The sequence below is a fragment of the Streptomyces sp. NPDC048185 genome, assembly GCF_043202495.1.
Taxonomy (GTDB): Bacteria; Actinomycetota; Actinomycetes; order Streptomycetales; family Streptomycetaceae; genus Streptomyces.
In genome coordinates, this window is sequence record NZ_JBIDAN010000003.1 from 542,013 (window position 1) to 556,099 (window position 14,087).

Annotated in this window: 11 protein-coding genes; 4 read left to right on the forward strand and 7 right to left on the reverse strand. The window is 71.2% G+C overall.

Translation table 11 applies throughout. From position 1 onward, the window contains the following. Nucleotides 1-6: 6 nt before the first annotated feature. Nucleotides 7-681: a Crp/Fnr family transcriptional regulator gene (locus ACGF3H_RS13065; RefSeq protein ID WP_019329813.1), complete on the reverse strand. Its 675-nt coding sequence runs from the start codon at nucleotides 679-681 to the stop codon at nucleotides 7-9. A gap of 549 nt (nucleotides 682-1,230) precedes the next feature. Here ACGF3H_RS13065 and nth point away from each other — a divergent pair. Genes nth through ACGF3H_RS13080 form a run of 3 tightly spaced genes read left to right on the forward strand, consistent with a single transcriptional unit; the run spans nucleotide 1,231 to nucleotide 4,251 of the window. Further along, nucleotides 1,231-2,244 (forward strand): endonuclease III, encoded by a 1,014-nt coding sequence (gene nth, locus ACGF3H_RS13070; RefSeq protein ID WP_362490497.1) that lies wholly within the window; start codon nucleotides 1,231-1,233, stop codon nucleotides 2,242-2,244. Nucleotides 2,245-2,296: 52 nt separating this feature from the next. Continuing rightward, nucleotides 2,297-3,004, forward strand: a complete 708-nt coding sequence (locus tag ACGF3H_RS13075; RefSeq protein WP_362490149.1) for a CoA pyrophosphatase — start codon at nucleotides 2,297-2,299, stop codon at nucleotides 3,002-3,004. Between the two features lie 47 nt (nucleotides 3,005-3,051). Continuing rightward, nucleotides 3,052-4,251: a MarP family serine protease gene (locus ACGF3H_RS13080; protein WP_362490152.1), complete on the forward strand. Its 1,200-nt coding sequence runs from the start codon at nucleotides 3,052-3,054 to the stop codon at nucleotides 4,249-4,251. A 45-nt stretch (nucleotides 4,252-4,296) separates the two neighbouring features. Here ACGF3H_RS13080 and ACGF3H_RS13085 read toward each other — a convergent pair whose 3' ends face one another. The 6 genes from ACGF3H_RS13085 to ACGF3H_RS13110 form a co-directional block, all read right to left on the reverse strand. Continuing rightward, complete coding sequence (locus ACGF3H_RS13085; protein WP_225637763.1) at nucleotides 4,297-4,479, reverse strand: hypothetical protein; 183 nt, start codon at nucleotides 4,477-4,479, stop codon at nucleotides 4,297-4,299. 127 nt (nucleotides 4,480-4,606) lie between these two features. Next, the gene (locus ACGF3H_RS13090) at nucleotides 4,607-5,557 is read right to left on the reverse strand and encodes an alpha/beta hydrolase (protein ID WP_362490155.1); all 951 of its coding nucleotides are present in this window, start codon (nucleotides 5,555-5,557) and stop codon (nucleotides 4,607-4,609) included. Then, entirely contained in the window at nucleotides 5,554-6,042 is a 489-nt protein-coding gene (locus ACGF3H_RS13095; RefSeq protein WP_189229961.1) for a phage holin family protein, read from the reverse strand. The genes ACGF3H_RS13090 and ACGF3H_RS13095 overlap by 4 nt, the downstream gene beginning before the upstream one ends. Before the next feature lie 102 nt (nucleotides 6,043-6,144). Next, entirely contained in the window at nucleotides 6,145-7,569 is a 1,425-nt protein-coding gene (gene nhaA, locus ACGF3H_RS13100) for a Na+/H+ antiporter NhaA (protein WP_362490159.1), read from the reverse strand. Nucleotides 7,570-7,796: 227 nt separating this feature from the next. Continuing rightward, nucleotides 7,797-9,752 (reverse strand): acetate--CoA ligase, encoded by a 1,956-nt coding sequence (gene acs / locus ACGF3H_RS13105; RefSeq protein ID WP_362490161.1) that lies wholly within the window; start codon nucleotides 9,750-9,752, stop codon nucleotides 7,797-7,799. Between the two features lie 218 nt (nucleotides 9,753-9,970). After that, nucleotides 9,971-12,457 (reverse strand): SulP family inorganic anion transporter, encoded by a 2,487-nt coding sequence (locus ACGF3H_RS13110; RefSeq protein WP_362490163.1) that lies wholly within the window; start codon nucleotides 12,455-12,457, stop codon nucleotides 9,971-9,973. 347 nt (nucleotides 12,458-12,804) lie between these two features. On the opposite strand from ACGF3H_RS13110, the gene ACGF3H_RS13115 reads away from it, so the two are divergent. Continuing rightward, nucleotides 12,805-14,085, forward strand: coding sequence for a hypothetical protein (locus ACGF3H_RS13115; RefSeq protein WP_362490166.1), 1,281 nt, complete (start codon nucleotides 12,805-12,807; stop codon nucleotides 14,083-14,085). Nucleotides 14,086-14,087 lie beyond the last annotated feature (2 nt).

A 14,087-nucleotide genomic window follows, 5' to 3' on the forward strand; every position in this document is an offset into this window, starting at 1 on the left:
GGTCCCTCAGCGGGAGCGCTTGGCGAGCCGCTCCACGTCCAGCAGGATCACCGCGCGGGCCTCCAGCCGCAGCCAGCCGCGCTGGGCGAAGTCGGCGAGGGCCTTGTTGACCGTCTCGCGGGACGCGCCGACCAGCTGGGCCAGCTCCTCCTGCGTCAGGTCGTGCACCACGTGGATGCCCTCCTCGGACTGCACGCCGAAGCGGCGGGAGAGGTCCAGCAGGGCGCGGGCGACGCGGCCGGGAACGTCCGAGAAGACCAGGTCCGACATGGCGTCGTTGGTCTTGCGCAGCCGGCGCGCGACGGCGCGCAGCAGCGCGGTGGCCACCTCCGGGCGGACGTTCAGCCAGGGCTGGAGGTCGCCGTGGCCGAGGGCGAGCAGCTTCACCTCGGTCAGCGCGGTGGCGGTCGCCGTGCGCGGGCCCGGGTCGAAGAGCGACAGCTCGCCGATCAGCTCGCTCGGTCCGACCACGGCCAGCATGTTCTCGCGGCCGTCGGGGGACGTGCGGTGGAGCTTGACCTTGCCCTCCGTGACCACGTAGAGGCGGTCTCCGGGGTCGCCTTCGTGGAACAGCGAGTCGCCGCGGGCGAGGGTCACCTCACTCATGGAGGCGCGGAGCTCGGCGGATTGCTCGTCGTCGAGCGCCGCGAAGAGCGGGTTGCGCCGCAGAACGTCGTCCACGAGTTCTCTCCTTGTCGACCGGCTCAGAGGATCTTGTTCCCCCGGTGTACCAGGGGTCCGTGGTGCCCATTTTGCCGGACAGTCCAAACAGTGTGATCTGTCACAAGGATGCCGCACACATGTCCTGGGGTATGCGGCAGGGGTCCAATTGGACGCCGATCTTCAGGGTCCGGGGCGGATGTCGGTGCCGGGTCGTAGGCTGGCCGGGTGTCCAAATCGCCGGTGAGAGCACAGGCCTAGGGGGCTGCGCGGGTGGTTGTACGTCGCGATTCCGCTGTGGGCGAACAGGGTCCCGATGGCGGCAGGAAAACGGCGAAAACGGCAAAGAAGGCGGCGCCTGCCAAGCGAGTGACCGCGGAGAAGGGTGCCTTGAAGAAGAACGCGGAGAAGACGCCGCCCGAGCCCGCCGAAAAGCCGGCGACGCCCGCGAGGAAGACGGCGCCCGCCGAAAAGCCGGCGACGCCCGCGAAGAAGACGGCGCCCGCGAAGAAGACGGCGTCGGCCAAGAAGACGGCGCCTGCGAAGAAGTCGGCGTCCGTCAAGAAGCAGGTGTCCGCCGGGAAGGCCGCTCCCGCGGAAAAGTCCGCGCCCGCCAGGAAGGCCGCCTCCGAGAAGAAGTCCGCCCCCGCCGGGAAGCCGGCGTCCGCGAAGAAGTCCGCCCCCGCCAAGAAGCCGGCGGCAGCCAAGCGGCAGGCCCCCGCCAAGAAGCCCGCCGTCGTCCCGGCGAAGGCCGCCGCCGCGGTCAAGGGCGTGACCCCGGCGAAGACCATCGCCCCGCACTCCCCCCGCGACGAGTCGCGCACCGCCCTGGTCCGCCGTGCCCGCAGGATCAACCGTGAGCTCGCCGAGGTGTATCCGTACGCCCACCCGGAACTGGACTTCGAGAACCCCTTCCAGCTCCTGGTGGCCACGGTGCTCTCCGCCCAGACCACCGACCTGCGCGTCAACCAGACGACGCCCGCCCTCTTCGCCGCGTACCCCACCCCCGAGGACCTGGCGGCCGCCAACCCGGAGGAGGTCGAGGAGATCCTGCGCCCGACCGGGTTCTTCCGCGCCAAGACCAGGTCGGTCATAGGGCTGTCCAAGGCCCTGGCCGAGGATTTCGGCGGCGAGGTCCCCGGCCGCCTCGAGGACCTCGTCAAGCTGCCCGGCGTCGGCCGCAAGACCGCCTTCGTCGTCCTCGGCAACGCCTACGGCCGGCCCGGCATCACCGTGGACACGCACTTCCAGCGTCTGGTGCGCCGCTGGCAGTGGACCGCGGAGACCGACCCGGACAAGATCGAGGCCGCGATCGGCGCGCTGTTCCCCAAGAGCGACTGGACGGACCTGTCCCACCACGTGATCTGGCACGGCCGCCGCATCTGCCACGCCCGCAAGCCCGCCTGCGGTGCCTGCCCCATCGCCCCGCTCTGCCCGGCGTACGGGGAGGGCGAGACGGACCCCGAGAAGGCGAAGAAGCTGCTGAAGTACGAGAAGGGCGGCCTGCCCGGCCAGCGGCTCAAGCCCCCGCAGGCCTACCTGGACGCGGGCGGTACCCCGGCGCCGCCGCTGAGGGCCGGATGACGGAACGATCTAGGGGGCCTCGTACGTTGGACACGGCAGAACGGGGGTGGCGATGACGCGGGCGGGCAACACTCAGGGCGTGGCGCTCAGCGAGGTGGGCCTGCCCGGCTGGCTGGAGCCGGTGGCGCGGGCCGCCCGGACGGTCCGGCCGAGCCAGCTGAGCCGCTTCCTCCCCCCGCCCGACGGGGCCGGGCGGCAGTCCGCCGTGCTGATCCTGTTCGGCGAGGGCGTGGCCGAGAGCGAGGGCGGCCGCGGCCCCGAGCTGCTGCTCATGGAGCGGGCCGGCTCCCTGCGCTCGCACGCGGGCCAGCCCGCCTTCCCCGGCGGCGCCCTCGACCCGGAGGACGGTGATCCGCAGGGGGAGGGCCCGCTGCGGGCCGCCCTGCGCGAGGCCGAGGAGGAGACCGGCCTCGACCCGGCCGGCGTGCAGCTCTTCGGGGCCCTGCCCAAGCTGTACATCCCGGTCAGCAGCTTCGTCGTCACGCCCGTGCTCGGCTGGTGGCGGGAGCCCAGCCCGGTCGGCGTCGTCGACCCGAACGAGACGGCGCGGGTCTTCACGGTCCCCGTGGCCGATCTCACGGACCCGGCCAACCGGGTCACCTCCGTCCACCCCCGCGGCCACCGGGGACCGGCATTCCTGGTCGAATCGACCCTGGTGTGGGGCTTCACCGCCGGGATCATCGACCGCCTGCTGCACTTCGCCGGCTGGGAACGCCCCTGGGACAGGGACAAGCAGGTCCCGCTCGACTGGCGGTCATGACAGGGTGACCGGTGTGAGCGTAGGACGACGAGGCGAGGCCTGAATCAGTGAACGTGCTGGACATCCTGCTGCTGCTGGCCGCCGTCTGGTTCGCGATCGTCGGCTACCGCCAGGGCTTCGTGGTCGGCATCCTGTCCGTGATCGGCTTCCTCGGCGGCGGTCTCGTCGCCGTCTATCTCCTCCCGGTCGTCTGGGACGCCCTGACGGACAACGCGGAGGTGAGTACGACCGCCGCCGTCGTCGCGGTCGTCGTCGTCATCATCTGCGCCTCCGTCGGCCAGGCCCTGACCACGCATGTGGGCAACAAGCTGCGCCGGTACATCACTTGGTCCCCGGCCCGTGCCCTGGACGCCACCGGCGGCGCACTGGTCAACGTCGTCGCCATGCTCCTCGTCGCCTGGCTCATCGGCTCCGCCCTCGCCGGCACCACGCTGCCCACGCTCGGCAAGGAGGTCCGCAGCTCCAAGGTGCTGCTGGGCGTCTCCCGGGCGCTGCCCGCGCAGGCCGACACCTGGTTCGCGGACTTCTCCTCGGTCCTCGCGCAGAACGGCTTCCCGCAGGTCTTCAGCCCGTTCTCCAACGAGCCGATCACCGACGTCCAGCCGCCCGACCCGGCCCTCGTCAACAGCCCCGTCGCCACCCGTGCCAAGCGTTCCATCGTCAAGGTGATGGGCACGGCCACCGGTTGCGGCAAGGTCCTGGAGGGCACCGGGTTCGTCTTCGCCGAGCGCCGCGTGATGACCAACGCCCATGTGGTGGGCGGCGTCGACGAACCCACCGTGCAGATAGGCGGTGAGGGCCGCAAGTACGACGCGACGGTCGTCCTCTACGACTGGCAGCGCGACATCGCCGTCCTCGACGTCCCGGAACTGCGGGCTCCCGCCCTGCGGTTCACGGACGAGGACGCCACCAGGGACGACGACGCGATCGTCGCGGGCTTCCCGGAGAACGGGGCGTACGACGTGCGTGCCGCGCGCGTGCGCGGGCGCATCACGGCCAGCGGCCCGGACATCTACCACCGCGACACGGTCCGCCGCGACGTCTACTCGCTGTTCGCGACCGTCCGTCAGGGAAACTCCGGCGGCCCGCTGCTGACGCCCGAGGGCGAGGTCTACGGCGTGGTCTTCGCCAAGTCCCTCGACGACCCGGACACCGGCTACGCGCTCACCGCGGACGAGATCCGCGAGGACATCACCGAGGGCCGCGCCGCCGACCAGCAGGTGGACAGCGACAGCTGTGCGCTCTAGGGAAGTCCGGCCGCGAGGGCGCCGACCGCGAGTACCGCGCGGCGCTCAGGTGCGCGGATGACGCAGGCGTACGGAGACCCAGCGGGCCCGGCGGCGCAGAATGCGCGGAATGCCCACCCGTAGATCCGTCCCCGCCAGTTGCGGGGTGCCGCCGCGTCGGTGGGTGCTCGCGCCGCTCGTGGAGCGGCCGTCGCGTGCTACGTCACTGTAGTCGTGCGTCCAGCCCATACCGGGACGTGTGCCCCCGCCCCAAGGTCGATAACCGCTCCCGGGGCCCCCAATTGGCCTATGCGCCAGGCAAGTGGCCGTTCATAGGACAAGCGTTCCGGTATGGATACCGGGCGCGTCCGTTCGGTCACCGATCGGGTTCGGGATCCTTCAGCCAGTTGATCAGTTCGGTGGAGAAAGTGACCGGATCCTCTTCGTGCGGGAAGTGCCCGAGCCCGTCGAACAACCGCCAGCGGTACGGCGCTTCGACGTACTGACCGGATCCCGCCGCGCTCCGCGTCCGCAACACGGGGTCCAGCGAGCCGTGCAGATGCAGCGTCGGCACGCGCACCGGCCGCTTCATGCGGCGGTAGAACTGGACGCCGTCGGGACGGGCCAGCGAGCGGACCAGCCAGCGGTACGGCTCGACGGAACAGTGGGCCGTGGACGGGATGCACATGGCCCGGCGGTAGACCTCCACCGCCTCCTCGTCGGGCAGCCGCGGCCCCGACCACTCCTGGATCAGCCGGCCGACCAGCGCGCCGTCGTCCGCGGTCAGCTGCCGCTCCGGGATCCAGGGGCGCTGGAAGCCCCAGATGTACGAGCCCGCCCGGGTCTGCCGGACGTCCCCGAGCATGGCGGAGCGCCAGCGGCGGGGGTGCGGCATCGACGACACCGCGAGCCGCCGCACGAGCTTGGGGCGCATCGCCGCGGCCGTCCAGGCCAGGTAGCCGCCCAGGTCGTGGCCGACCAGCGCGGCGTCGGGCTCGCCGAGCGAGCGGATCACTCCGGTGATGTCCAGGGCGAGGCCCGCGGGGTCGTAGCCGCGCGGGGTGCGGTCGCTGCCGCCGACGCCGCGCAGGTCCATGGCGACGGCGCGGAAACCGGCGTCGGCCAGTGCCGTCAGCTGGTGCCGCCAGGTCCACCAGAACTGCGGGAAGCCGTGCAGCAGCAGCACCAGCGGTCCGTCGCCGAGTTCGGCGATGTGGAAGCGGGCGCCGTTGGCGGCGACGTCCCGGTGGGTCACCTCACGCCCGCCGGGGATGTCGAGTCGTACGACCGAGGTGGGTTGCGCCGATGGAGTGGCGGGGTCCGTCATGAGGACGAGCGTGCCACAGCCTCGATGGCCTCGGGGGACCGGTCGGCCGGCAGCTCCGGGCGCGGGTGCGGCTTGGCGTTCTGCAGGACGCCCGCCGACTGCTTCACCGAGGCGGCGACCTTCTGCGGGCCGCGGCCCTTCTTGGCCTTCTTGGCGAAGGTGATGCCGATCAGCGCGAGCAGGCCGGCGATCAGGACGTTCGCGGCGAACGACAGCAGGAAGCAGACCGCGAGGTTCCAGCCGCTCCACGTCCGGATCCCGTAGGCCAGGGCGAAGTTCAGCATCGGCAGCGAGAAGACCAGGAGCAGGCCCGCCAGCGAGAAGGCGCCCCCGCTGGTCGCCCCGCGCTTGACGTCCTGCCTCAGCTGGGCCTTGGCCAGCGCGATCTCGTCGTGCACCAGCGCCGACAATTCGGTGGTCGCCGAGGCGAACAGCTGGCCGATGCTGCGTTCGGTGCCGACCGGGCTGCCGTCGGGTGCGCTCATCGCGGTCTCCCTTTTCTGCTGGCTTGCTGCGTACGGTTCCGTGGCGGTCGTCGGCTTCCGTCCGACTGCGTACGGTCCCGTCTTTTGTACCGTCTCGTCAGATCATGCCGGACCGTCGCCCTCCTCGCCTGCCCCGCCCGGCACTTCGGCAAGCCGTTCCGACTCCTTCTCCGCGGCGATCCGCCGGTGTTCGGCGGCCTTCCGCTCGTAGATGGCCGCCATCCGCAGGTGGTAGGCCGGGTCGTCCACCTCGTAGACGTCCGGTACACCGCTGAGGTCCTCGTCGCGCTCCTCGTCCTCGGTCATGCGGCGGTACTTGGCGTTCCGGATCTTCAGCAGCACGGTCGCCAGGGTCGCCGCGATGACCGACCCGGTCAGGACGGCGGCCTTGACCTCGTCGGTCATCGTCGCCTCGCCCTCGAAGGCCAGCTCGCCGATGAGCAGGGAGACGGTGAATCCGATGCCGGCCAGGGTCGCCACGGCGAACACGTCGGCCCAGGCGAGGTCGTCGCTGAGCGAGGCCCTGGTGAAACGCGCGGTGAGCCAGGTGCCGCCGAAGATGCCGAGCGTCTTGCCGAGGACGAGACCGAGCACGACGCCGAGCGTCTCGGGCCTGGTGAACACGTCGGTCAGGGCGTCGCCCGAGAGGGCCACTCCCGCGCTGAACAGCGCGAACAGCGGTACCGCCAGGCCGGCCGACAGCGGGCGCACGAGGTGCTCGATGTGCTCACCGGGGGAGTGTTCCTCGCCCTCACGGGTGTGGCAGCGCAGCATCAGGCCCATCGCGACGCCCGCGATGGTGGCGTGGATGCCGCTGTTGTACATCAGGCCCCAGACGACGAGACCGAGCGGGACGTACACGTACCAGCCGCGCACGCCCTTGCGGAGCAGCAGCCAGAAGACGGCGAGGCCAGCGGCCGCACCGCCGAGGGCGGCGAAGTTCAGGCTGTCGGTGAAGAAGACGGCGATGATCAGGATCGCGAAGAGGTCGTCGACGACGGCGAGTGTCAGCAGGAAGGCGCGCAGGGCGCTGGGCAGGGACGTGCCGATGACGGCGAGCACGGCGAGCGCGAAGGCGATGTCGGTCGCGGTGGGAACGGCCCAGCCGGCCAGGGAGCCGCCGCCCGCGGTGTTGGTGAGCGTGTAGACGACCGCCGGTACGGCCATGCCGCACAGGGCCGCCACCACGGGCAGCGCGGCGGCCTTCGGGTCCTTGAGGTCGCCGGCGACCAGCTCGCGTTTGAGCTCGATGCCGGCGACGAAGAAGAACACGGCCAGCAGTCCGTCCGCCGCCCAGTGCTCGATGGACAGGTTCAGGCCGAGGGCCCCGGGACCGAAGTGGAAGTGGCTGACGCTCTCGTAGCTGTCGTGGAGCGCCGGGATGTTCGCCCAGACCAGCGCGGCGACCGCGGCGACGAGCAGCAGGACTCCGCCGACGGTCTCGGTGCGCAGGGCGTCCGTGAGGTAGGTCCGCTCCGGGAGGGACAGCCGGCCGAAGGCCTTGCGGGGGGTGCGGGGCGACGTCACGGGGGACCTCCGGTCGATGGGCAGCACGGAACACGTGCCGACCAGACTTCCCGGCGCACCATGAGGATCGTGTGGTGATCCTCTTACGTGTTTCTTAGCTTACCTAACGGGTCGCGTCGGCGCGAACGGGCTGGACGGTGCTCGCGCCGTGGGACGCCCCGTGCGAAGGGGCACCCGGCGGATCTCCCCGCCGGGTGCCCCTCGGTCCGCTGCTTCAGTCCCGCGGATCAGTCCTCGCCGGGCGCCGCCGGGAGCTTGTCCTGGATCAGCTGCATCACGCTGCTGTCGGTCAGGGTGGTGACATCGCCCAGGGCACGGTTCTCCGCCACGTCGCGCAGCAGGCGGCGCATGATCTTGCCCGAGCGCGTCTTCGGCAGCTCGGCCACCGGCAGGATCCGCTTGGGCTTGGCGATCGGGCCGAGCGTGGCGCCGACGTGGTTGCGCAGCTCGGCGACGAGGTCATCGCTCTCGGCCGCGGTGCCGCGCAGGATCACGAACGCCACGATGGCCTGGCCGGTCGTCTCGTCCGCCGCGCCGACCACGGCCGCCTCGGCGACCGACGGGTGGGAGACGAGGGCCGACTCGACCTCGGTGGTGGAGATGTTGTGCCCGGACACGAGCATCACGTCGTCCACGCGGCCGAGCAGCCAGATGTCGCCGTCGTCGTCCTTCTTGGCGCCGTCGCCGGCGAAGTACTTGCCCTCGAACCGCGACCAGTACGTGTCGATGAACCGCTGGTCGTCGCCCCAGATGGTGCGCAGCATCGACGGCCACGGCTCGGTGAGGACCAGGTAGCCGCCCCCGCCGTCGGGCACCTCGTTCGCCTCGTCGTCGACGACGGTCGCGGAGATGCCGGGCAGCGGGCGCTGGGCGGAGCCGGGCTTGGCCTCGGTGACACCGGGCAGCGGCGAGATCATCATCGCGCCCGTCTCGGTCTGCCACCAGGTGTCGACGACGGGGGTGGCGTCCGCGCCGATGGTCTTCCGGTACCAGATCCAGGCCTCGGGGTTGATCGGCTCGCCCACCGAGCCGAGCACGCGCAGGGAGGACAGGTCGAACTTCGCGGGGATGTCGTCGCCCCACTTCATGAACGTCCGGATCGCGGTGGGGGCGGTGTAGAGGATGGAGACCTTGTACTTCTGCACGATCTCCCAGAAGCGGCCCTGGTGCGGGGTGTCCGGGGTGCCCTCGTACATCACCTGGGTGGCGCCGTTGGCGAGCGGGCCGTAGACGATGTAGGAGTGCCCGGTCACCCAGCCGACGTCGGCGGTGCACCAGTAGACGTCGGTCTCGGGCTTGAGGTCGAAGACCGCCCAGTGGGTGTACGCCGTCTGCGTGAGGTAGCCGCCCGAGGTGTGCAGGATGCCCTTGGGCTTACCCGTCGTGCCGGACGTGTACAGGATGAACAGCGGGTTCTCGGCGTCGAACGCCTCCGGCGTGTGCTCGGCGGACTGCCGGTCGACGGTCTCGTGCCACCACTTGTCGCGGGAGTCGTCCCAGGCGACCTCCTGGCCGGTGCGGCGGACGACGAGGACGTGCTCGACGGTGCCGGCGCGCTCGACCGCCTCGTCGACGGCGGGCTTGAGCGCGGAGGGCTTGCCGCGCCGGTAGCCGCCGTCGGAGGTGATGACGACGCGGGCGTCGGCGTCCTGGATGCGGGTCGCGAGCGCGTCGGAGGAGAAGCCGCCGAAGACGACCGAGTGGGCGGCGCCGATCCGGGCGCAGGCCAGCATCGCGATCGCCGTCTCCGGGATCATCGGCATGTAGACGGCGACCCGGTCGCCCTTGCGCACACCCAGCTCCAGCAGGGCGTTGGCGGCCTTGGAGACCTCGTCCTTGAGCTGGGCGTAGGTGATGGCGCGGCTGTCGCCGGGCTCGCCCTCGAAGTGGATGGCGACGCGGTCGCCGTGCCCGGCCTCCACGTGCCGGTCGACGCAGTTGTAGGCGACGTTGAGCTTGCCGTCCTTGAACCACTTGGCGAACGGCGGGTTCGACCAGTCCAGGGTCTCGGTCGGCTCCTGCGCCCAGGTCAGTCGGCGGGCCTGCTCGGCCCAGAAGCCGAGCCTGTCAGCCTTGGCCTGTTCGTACGCCTCTGCCGTGACGTTGGCGTTCGCGGCCAGGTCAGCGGGCGGCGCGAAGCGTCGCTCCTCCTTCAGGAGGTTGGCCAAGGAATCGTTGCTCACGACATCTCCCTTTCTCAGGGTTGTCCGTTGTGTCCCAGGCCACACCTCATCAGACCCGGGGGGCCGGTGACAAGGGCCGACGGGTAATTGGTTTAGACCTGTCAGGGCCGCCCGTCGTCTCCGTGGCCACTGGTCACCCGTACCCACGGGCGCCGGCGGCGCGGAGTTCAGCGTGTGTAACGCCTCTCACACTCCGCGTCCGCCGGTGCCCGTACGGCTCAAGCGGTCAGGTCGGTCTCCCGCACCAGCTCGAACCGTCCGGCTCCGTCCCCCTCGGTGAGCAGGTACGCCTGGGCCTCGCCGACGTGGAAGTACATGCCGTGCAGCTCCAGCTCCCCGGCGCCCAGTGCGCGGGAGACCGACGCGTGGGCGCGCAGGTGCTCCAGCTGCTGGACGACGTTGGCCAGGCAGAGCTGCTCGGCCGTGTCGACGGGTCGCCGCCCCGCCAGCCGGGTGGAGGAGTCCTCGTCCTCGGACAGACGCCGCAGGCTCGGCGCCCCGTGCCGCAGCCACCGCTTGAGCGGCGTCTGCGCTCCCCCGGGCTCCGTGCCGAGCAGCGCCTGCATGGCACCGCACCCCGAGTGGCCGCACACCGTGATGGAGCGCACCTTCAGCACGTCCACCGCGTACTCGATCGCGGCGGCGACCGAGTCGTCGCCGCTCTCCTCGCCGGGCAGCGGCACGAGGTTGCCCACGTTGCGCACGACGAAGAGGTCTCCGGGGCCGCTGGAGGTGATCATCGACGTGACCAGCCGGGAGTCGGCACAGGCGAGGAACAGCTGGGAGGGCTGTTGTCCCTCGCGCGCCAGCCGGGCCAGCTCACCGCGCACCAGCGGGGCCGTGTTGCGGTGGAACGCGCTGATGCCGCGCGCCAGTTCGCGCCCGCTGGAGCCACTCGGTCCGCCTCGGCCGCCGAGGCCGCCGAGACCGTCGGGGCGGCCCGGGAGGTCGGCCCCGCGGTGGCCGGTGGGGGCCGCGGGCTCGCCGGTCGGGCCGGTCGGGCCTGTCCCGGCGCCACCGGCGGGGCCGGCACTGCCGGTCCCGGGCCGCCGGCCGGCGCCGGGCGGGCGCGCGGGTGCCGTCGGCGGGCGGTCGCACTGGTGGTTGCGCCAGGGCGTCCAGGGACGGCAGCGGCAGCCGTCCGTCTCGGCCGGCTCGGAGATGCGGAGCCCGGGGCGACGGCCGGTGATCTCGACGGAGCCGCCCTGCGCGGTGTGCGTCTTCTGCCAGTCCTGGAGCGTCTCGTACGCCGCGTGGTCCATGAACGATCCGTCCAACTCCACGACCGTGTCGGCGCCGTGGGGCACGTGGTGCAGGACTCTGCTGAGCCGGGGCACCGCCAGGAACGTCAACTGGCCTCTGACATGGACGTGGTGGACTCCTTCCGTCTCGACGTGCGTGATGCGGGTGCGGGTCAGCCGGTGCAGGGCGACTCCGACGGCCACGGCGATGCCCAGTGCGACGCCCTCCAGGACGCCGAAGAACACCACGCCGCACGTGGTGACCGCGTAGACCAGCACCTCACGGTGGCGGGTCACCGTGCGGATGTGGTTGAGGGACACCATCTTGAGGCCGACGGCCATGACCAGGGCGGCGAGCGAGGCGAGCGGGATGAGCTCCAGGGCCGGGACCATCAGCAGTGCGGCGATCACTACGAGAACGCCGTGCAGCATCGTCGAGTTCCGGCTGACGGCGCCCGCTTGCACGTTCGCGGAACTGCGCACGGCCACACCGGCGATGGGCAGGCCGCCGAGCGTGCCGGAGACGACGTTGGCGGCGCCCTGGCCGAGCAGTTCCCGGTCCAGGTCGGAGCGCTTGACGCGGCCGGTCAGGCCCGGCCGGGCGGCGACGAGCTTGTCCACGGCGACCGCCCCGAGCAGGGACTGCACGCTGCACACGAGCGTGGTGGTGAGGACGGCGGCGACGAGGCCGAGCACCGGGCCGTCGGGCAGCGTGGCCAGGGCGTGGCTGCTCCAGGAGGGCAGGTCGACCTTGGGCAGCCGGAGCCCGGCGAGGGCGGCGACCGCGGTGGCACCGGCGACGGCGATCAGGGCGGCGGGCACCTTGCCCAGGAGCTGCCCGGCCCGGCCGGGAATACGGGGCCAGAGCAGCAGCAGGCTCAGGGTCAGCACGCTCACCGCCAGGTCGGCGGGCTGCGCGTCCGCCAACTGGGCGGGAAGGGCGCGAAGGTTGTCGGGAACGGCGCTCTGCGGGGTGCCGCCGAGGACGATGTGCAGCTGGGCCACGGCGATGGTGACGCCGATGCCGGCGAGCATGCCGTGCACGATGGCGGGGCTGACGGCGAGGGCGGTGCGTGCCACGCGCAGGCAGCCGAGGCCCAGTTGGGCGAGCCCGGCGCAGACGGTGATGGCGCAGGTCGTGCGCCAGCCGTAGCGCTGGATGAGGTCGGCGGTGACGACGGTGAGTCCGGCCGCGGGCCCGCTGACCTGGAGCGGGCAGCCGCCGAGCCGGCCGGCGACGATCCCGCCCACCGCGGCGGCGACGAGGCCGGCCTGGAGGGGTGCGCCGGTGGCCAGGGCGATGCCCAGGGACAGGGGGAGGGCGATCAGGAAGACCGCGATCGAGGCCGAGACGTCGGCACCCGCGATGCGGAAGCGGCGGGGGCGCTCGGGCGGTGGGCTGTGGGGCGGGTGGACGTGCTCGGTCCGGGCCGTATCGGCGCGGGCAGGGACGCAGGCTGACATGTTTCCCGTCTCCTCCGGGGCTGCGCGGTCGCGGTCAGGGGGTCCCCCGCTCGGCGGGGGTGGTGTCGCGGCCGTGGGTCACGGCGTACAGCGGCGGGACTCTCGGGCATTCGTTGATTGCACTCAGTAAACGGATCGTAATTCAGAGTAAAGAGGAGGCATAGACTTTTCGCGCAAATGGAGTAATGAGCTGCTCTGGCGAGTGAATCGGTCTTTTCATCGGCTTGTCATATTAATTCCTTCTCGCTCCCGTGCCACCTTGACGGCGCTGACGGCACGTCCCGGTACAGCACCCGACATCGCCCTCGTCGGCGTTGGCCCGAGAGAAGGAAGAAGGTGGGCGGAACATGGCCGCCACCCAGAGGATCGCCACGCGCGTCGTGATCGCCGCGATCTGCGCCGCCTCGTTCGCCGGCTGCGCGATCGGCACCGGCGGCAACCATTCCGAGGGAACGCACGGCCCGCAGAAGGAGAAGGGGAAAGCGGCGCCGGCGCCCAAGAACGGGGTCCGGCTGATCGGTGACGGTTCCACGGCGTACACCGGCGCACAGCCGCACCTGCCCCGGCCCGAGCGTCTCGAGCCGGGTCAGAAGCCTCCGCAGTTCGTGGTGTTCTCGTGGGACGGGGCGGGCGAGGACAGCCAGAAGCTGTTCTCGCACTTCCGTGAGGTGGCCAAGGAGAACAACGCCACCATGACGTACTTCCTGAGCGGCGTGTACATGCTGCCGAAGGAGAAGCGGGACCTGTACGAGCCCCCGCAGCACTCCCCGGGCCGCTCCGACATCGGCTTCAACGACGAGGAGGGCATCACCGACACCGTCGCGCAGCTGCGGCAGGCGTGGCTGGAGGGCAACGAGGTCGGCACCCACTTCAACGGTCACTTCTGCGGTGCCGGGGGCGGCGTCGGCGAGTGGTCGGTCGAGGACTGGAAGAGTGAGATCAGCCAGGCCAAGCGGTTCGTGAAGACCTGGAAGACCAACACGGGGCTGAAGAACGCCTCACCGCTGCCCTTCGACTACGACAAGGAGCTGATCGGCGCCCGCACCCCGTGCCTGGAGGGCCAGGAGAACTTCATGAGGGCCGCGAGCCAGATGGGATTCCGCTACGACAGCAGCGGCGTGAACAACCAGGTCTGGCCGAAGAAGAAGTACGGGCTGTGGGACCTGTCGATGCAGCTCGTCCCGTTCACCGGGCACTCGTACGAGCAGCTCACCATGGACTACAACTTCATGGTCAACCAGTCCGGCACCGCCACCCAGGGCGACCCCGACAAGCAGGAGTTCTGGGGTGACCAGATGCGGGACAGCCTGCTGCAGGGCTTCCGGCGGGCCTACGACGGCAACCGCGCACCGCTGATCATCGGCAACCACTTCGAGTCGTGGAACGGCGGCACGTACATGCGGGCCGTCGAGGAGGTCGTCGAGAAGGTGTGCACCAAGGAGGAGGTGCGCTGCGTCTCCTTCCGGCAGCTCGTGGACTGGCTGGACGCCCAGGACCCGAAGACGCTGAAGAAGCTGCGCACCCTGGAAGTCGGCGAAGCCCCCGAGAAGGGCTGGGCGTCCTTCCTGTCGGCCGCCCCCGCCCCGGCGCCGAAGGGCGTGCCCGGAGCGCCGGCGACCAGGCAGTAGGC

Coding starts and splice junctions, on each gene's coding strand:
- ACGF3H_RS13075 (WP_362490149.1), top strand. CDS start 2,297: ATGACGCGGGCGGGCAACACTCAGGGCGTGGCGCTCAGCGAGGTGGGC.
- ACGF3H_RS13085 (WP_225637763.1), bottom strand. CDS start 4,479: ATGGGCTGGACGCACGACTACAGTGACGTAGCACGCGACGGCCGCTCC.
- ACGF3H_RS13090 (WP_362490155.1), bottom strand. CDS start 5,557: ATGACGGACCCCGCCACTCCATCGGCGCAACCCACCTCGGTCGTACGA.
- ACGF3H_RS13095 (WP_189229961.1), bottom strand. CDS start 6,042: ATGAGCGCACCCGACGGCAGCCCGGTCGGCACCGAACGCAGCATCGGC.
- ACGF3H_RS13110 (WP_362490163.1), bottom strand. CDS start 12,457: ATGTCAGCCTGCGTCCCTGCCCGCGCCGATACGGCCCGGACCGAGCAC.
- ACGF3H_RS13115 (WP_362490166.1), top strand. CDS start 12,805: ATGGCCGCCACCCAGAGGATCGCCACGCGCGTCGTGATCGCCGCGATC.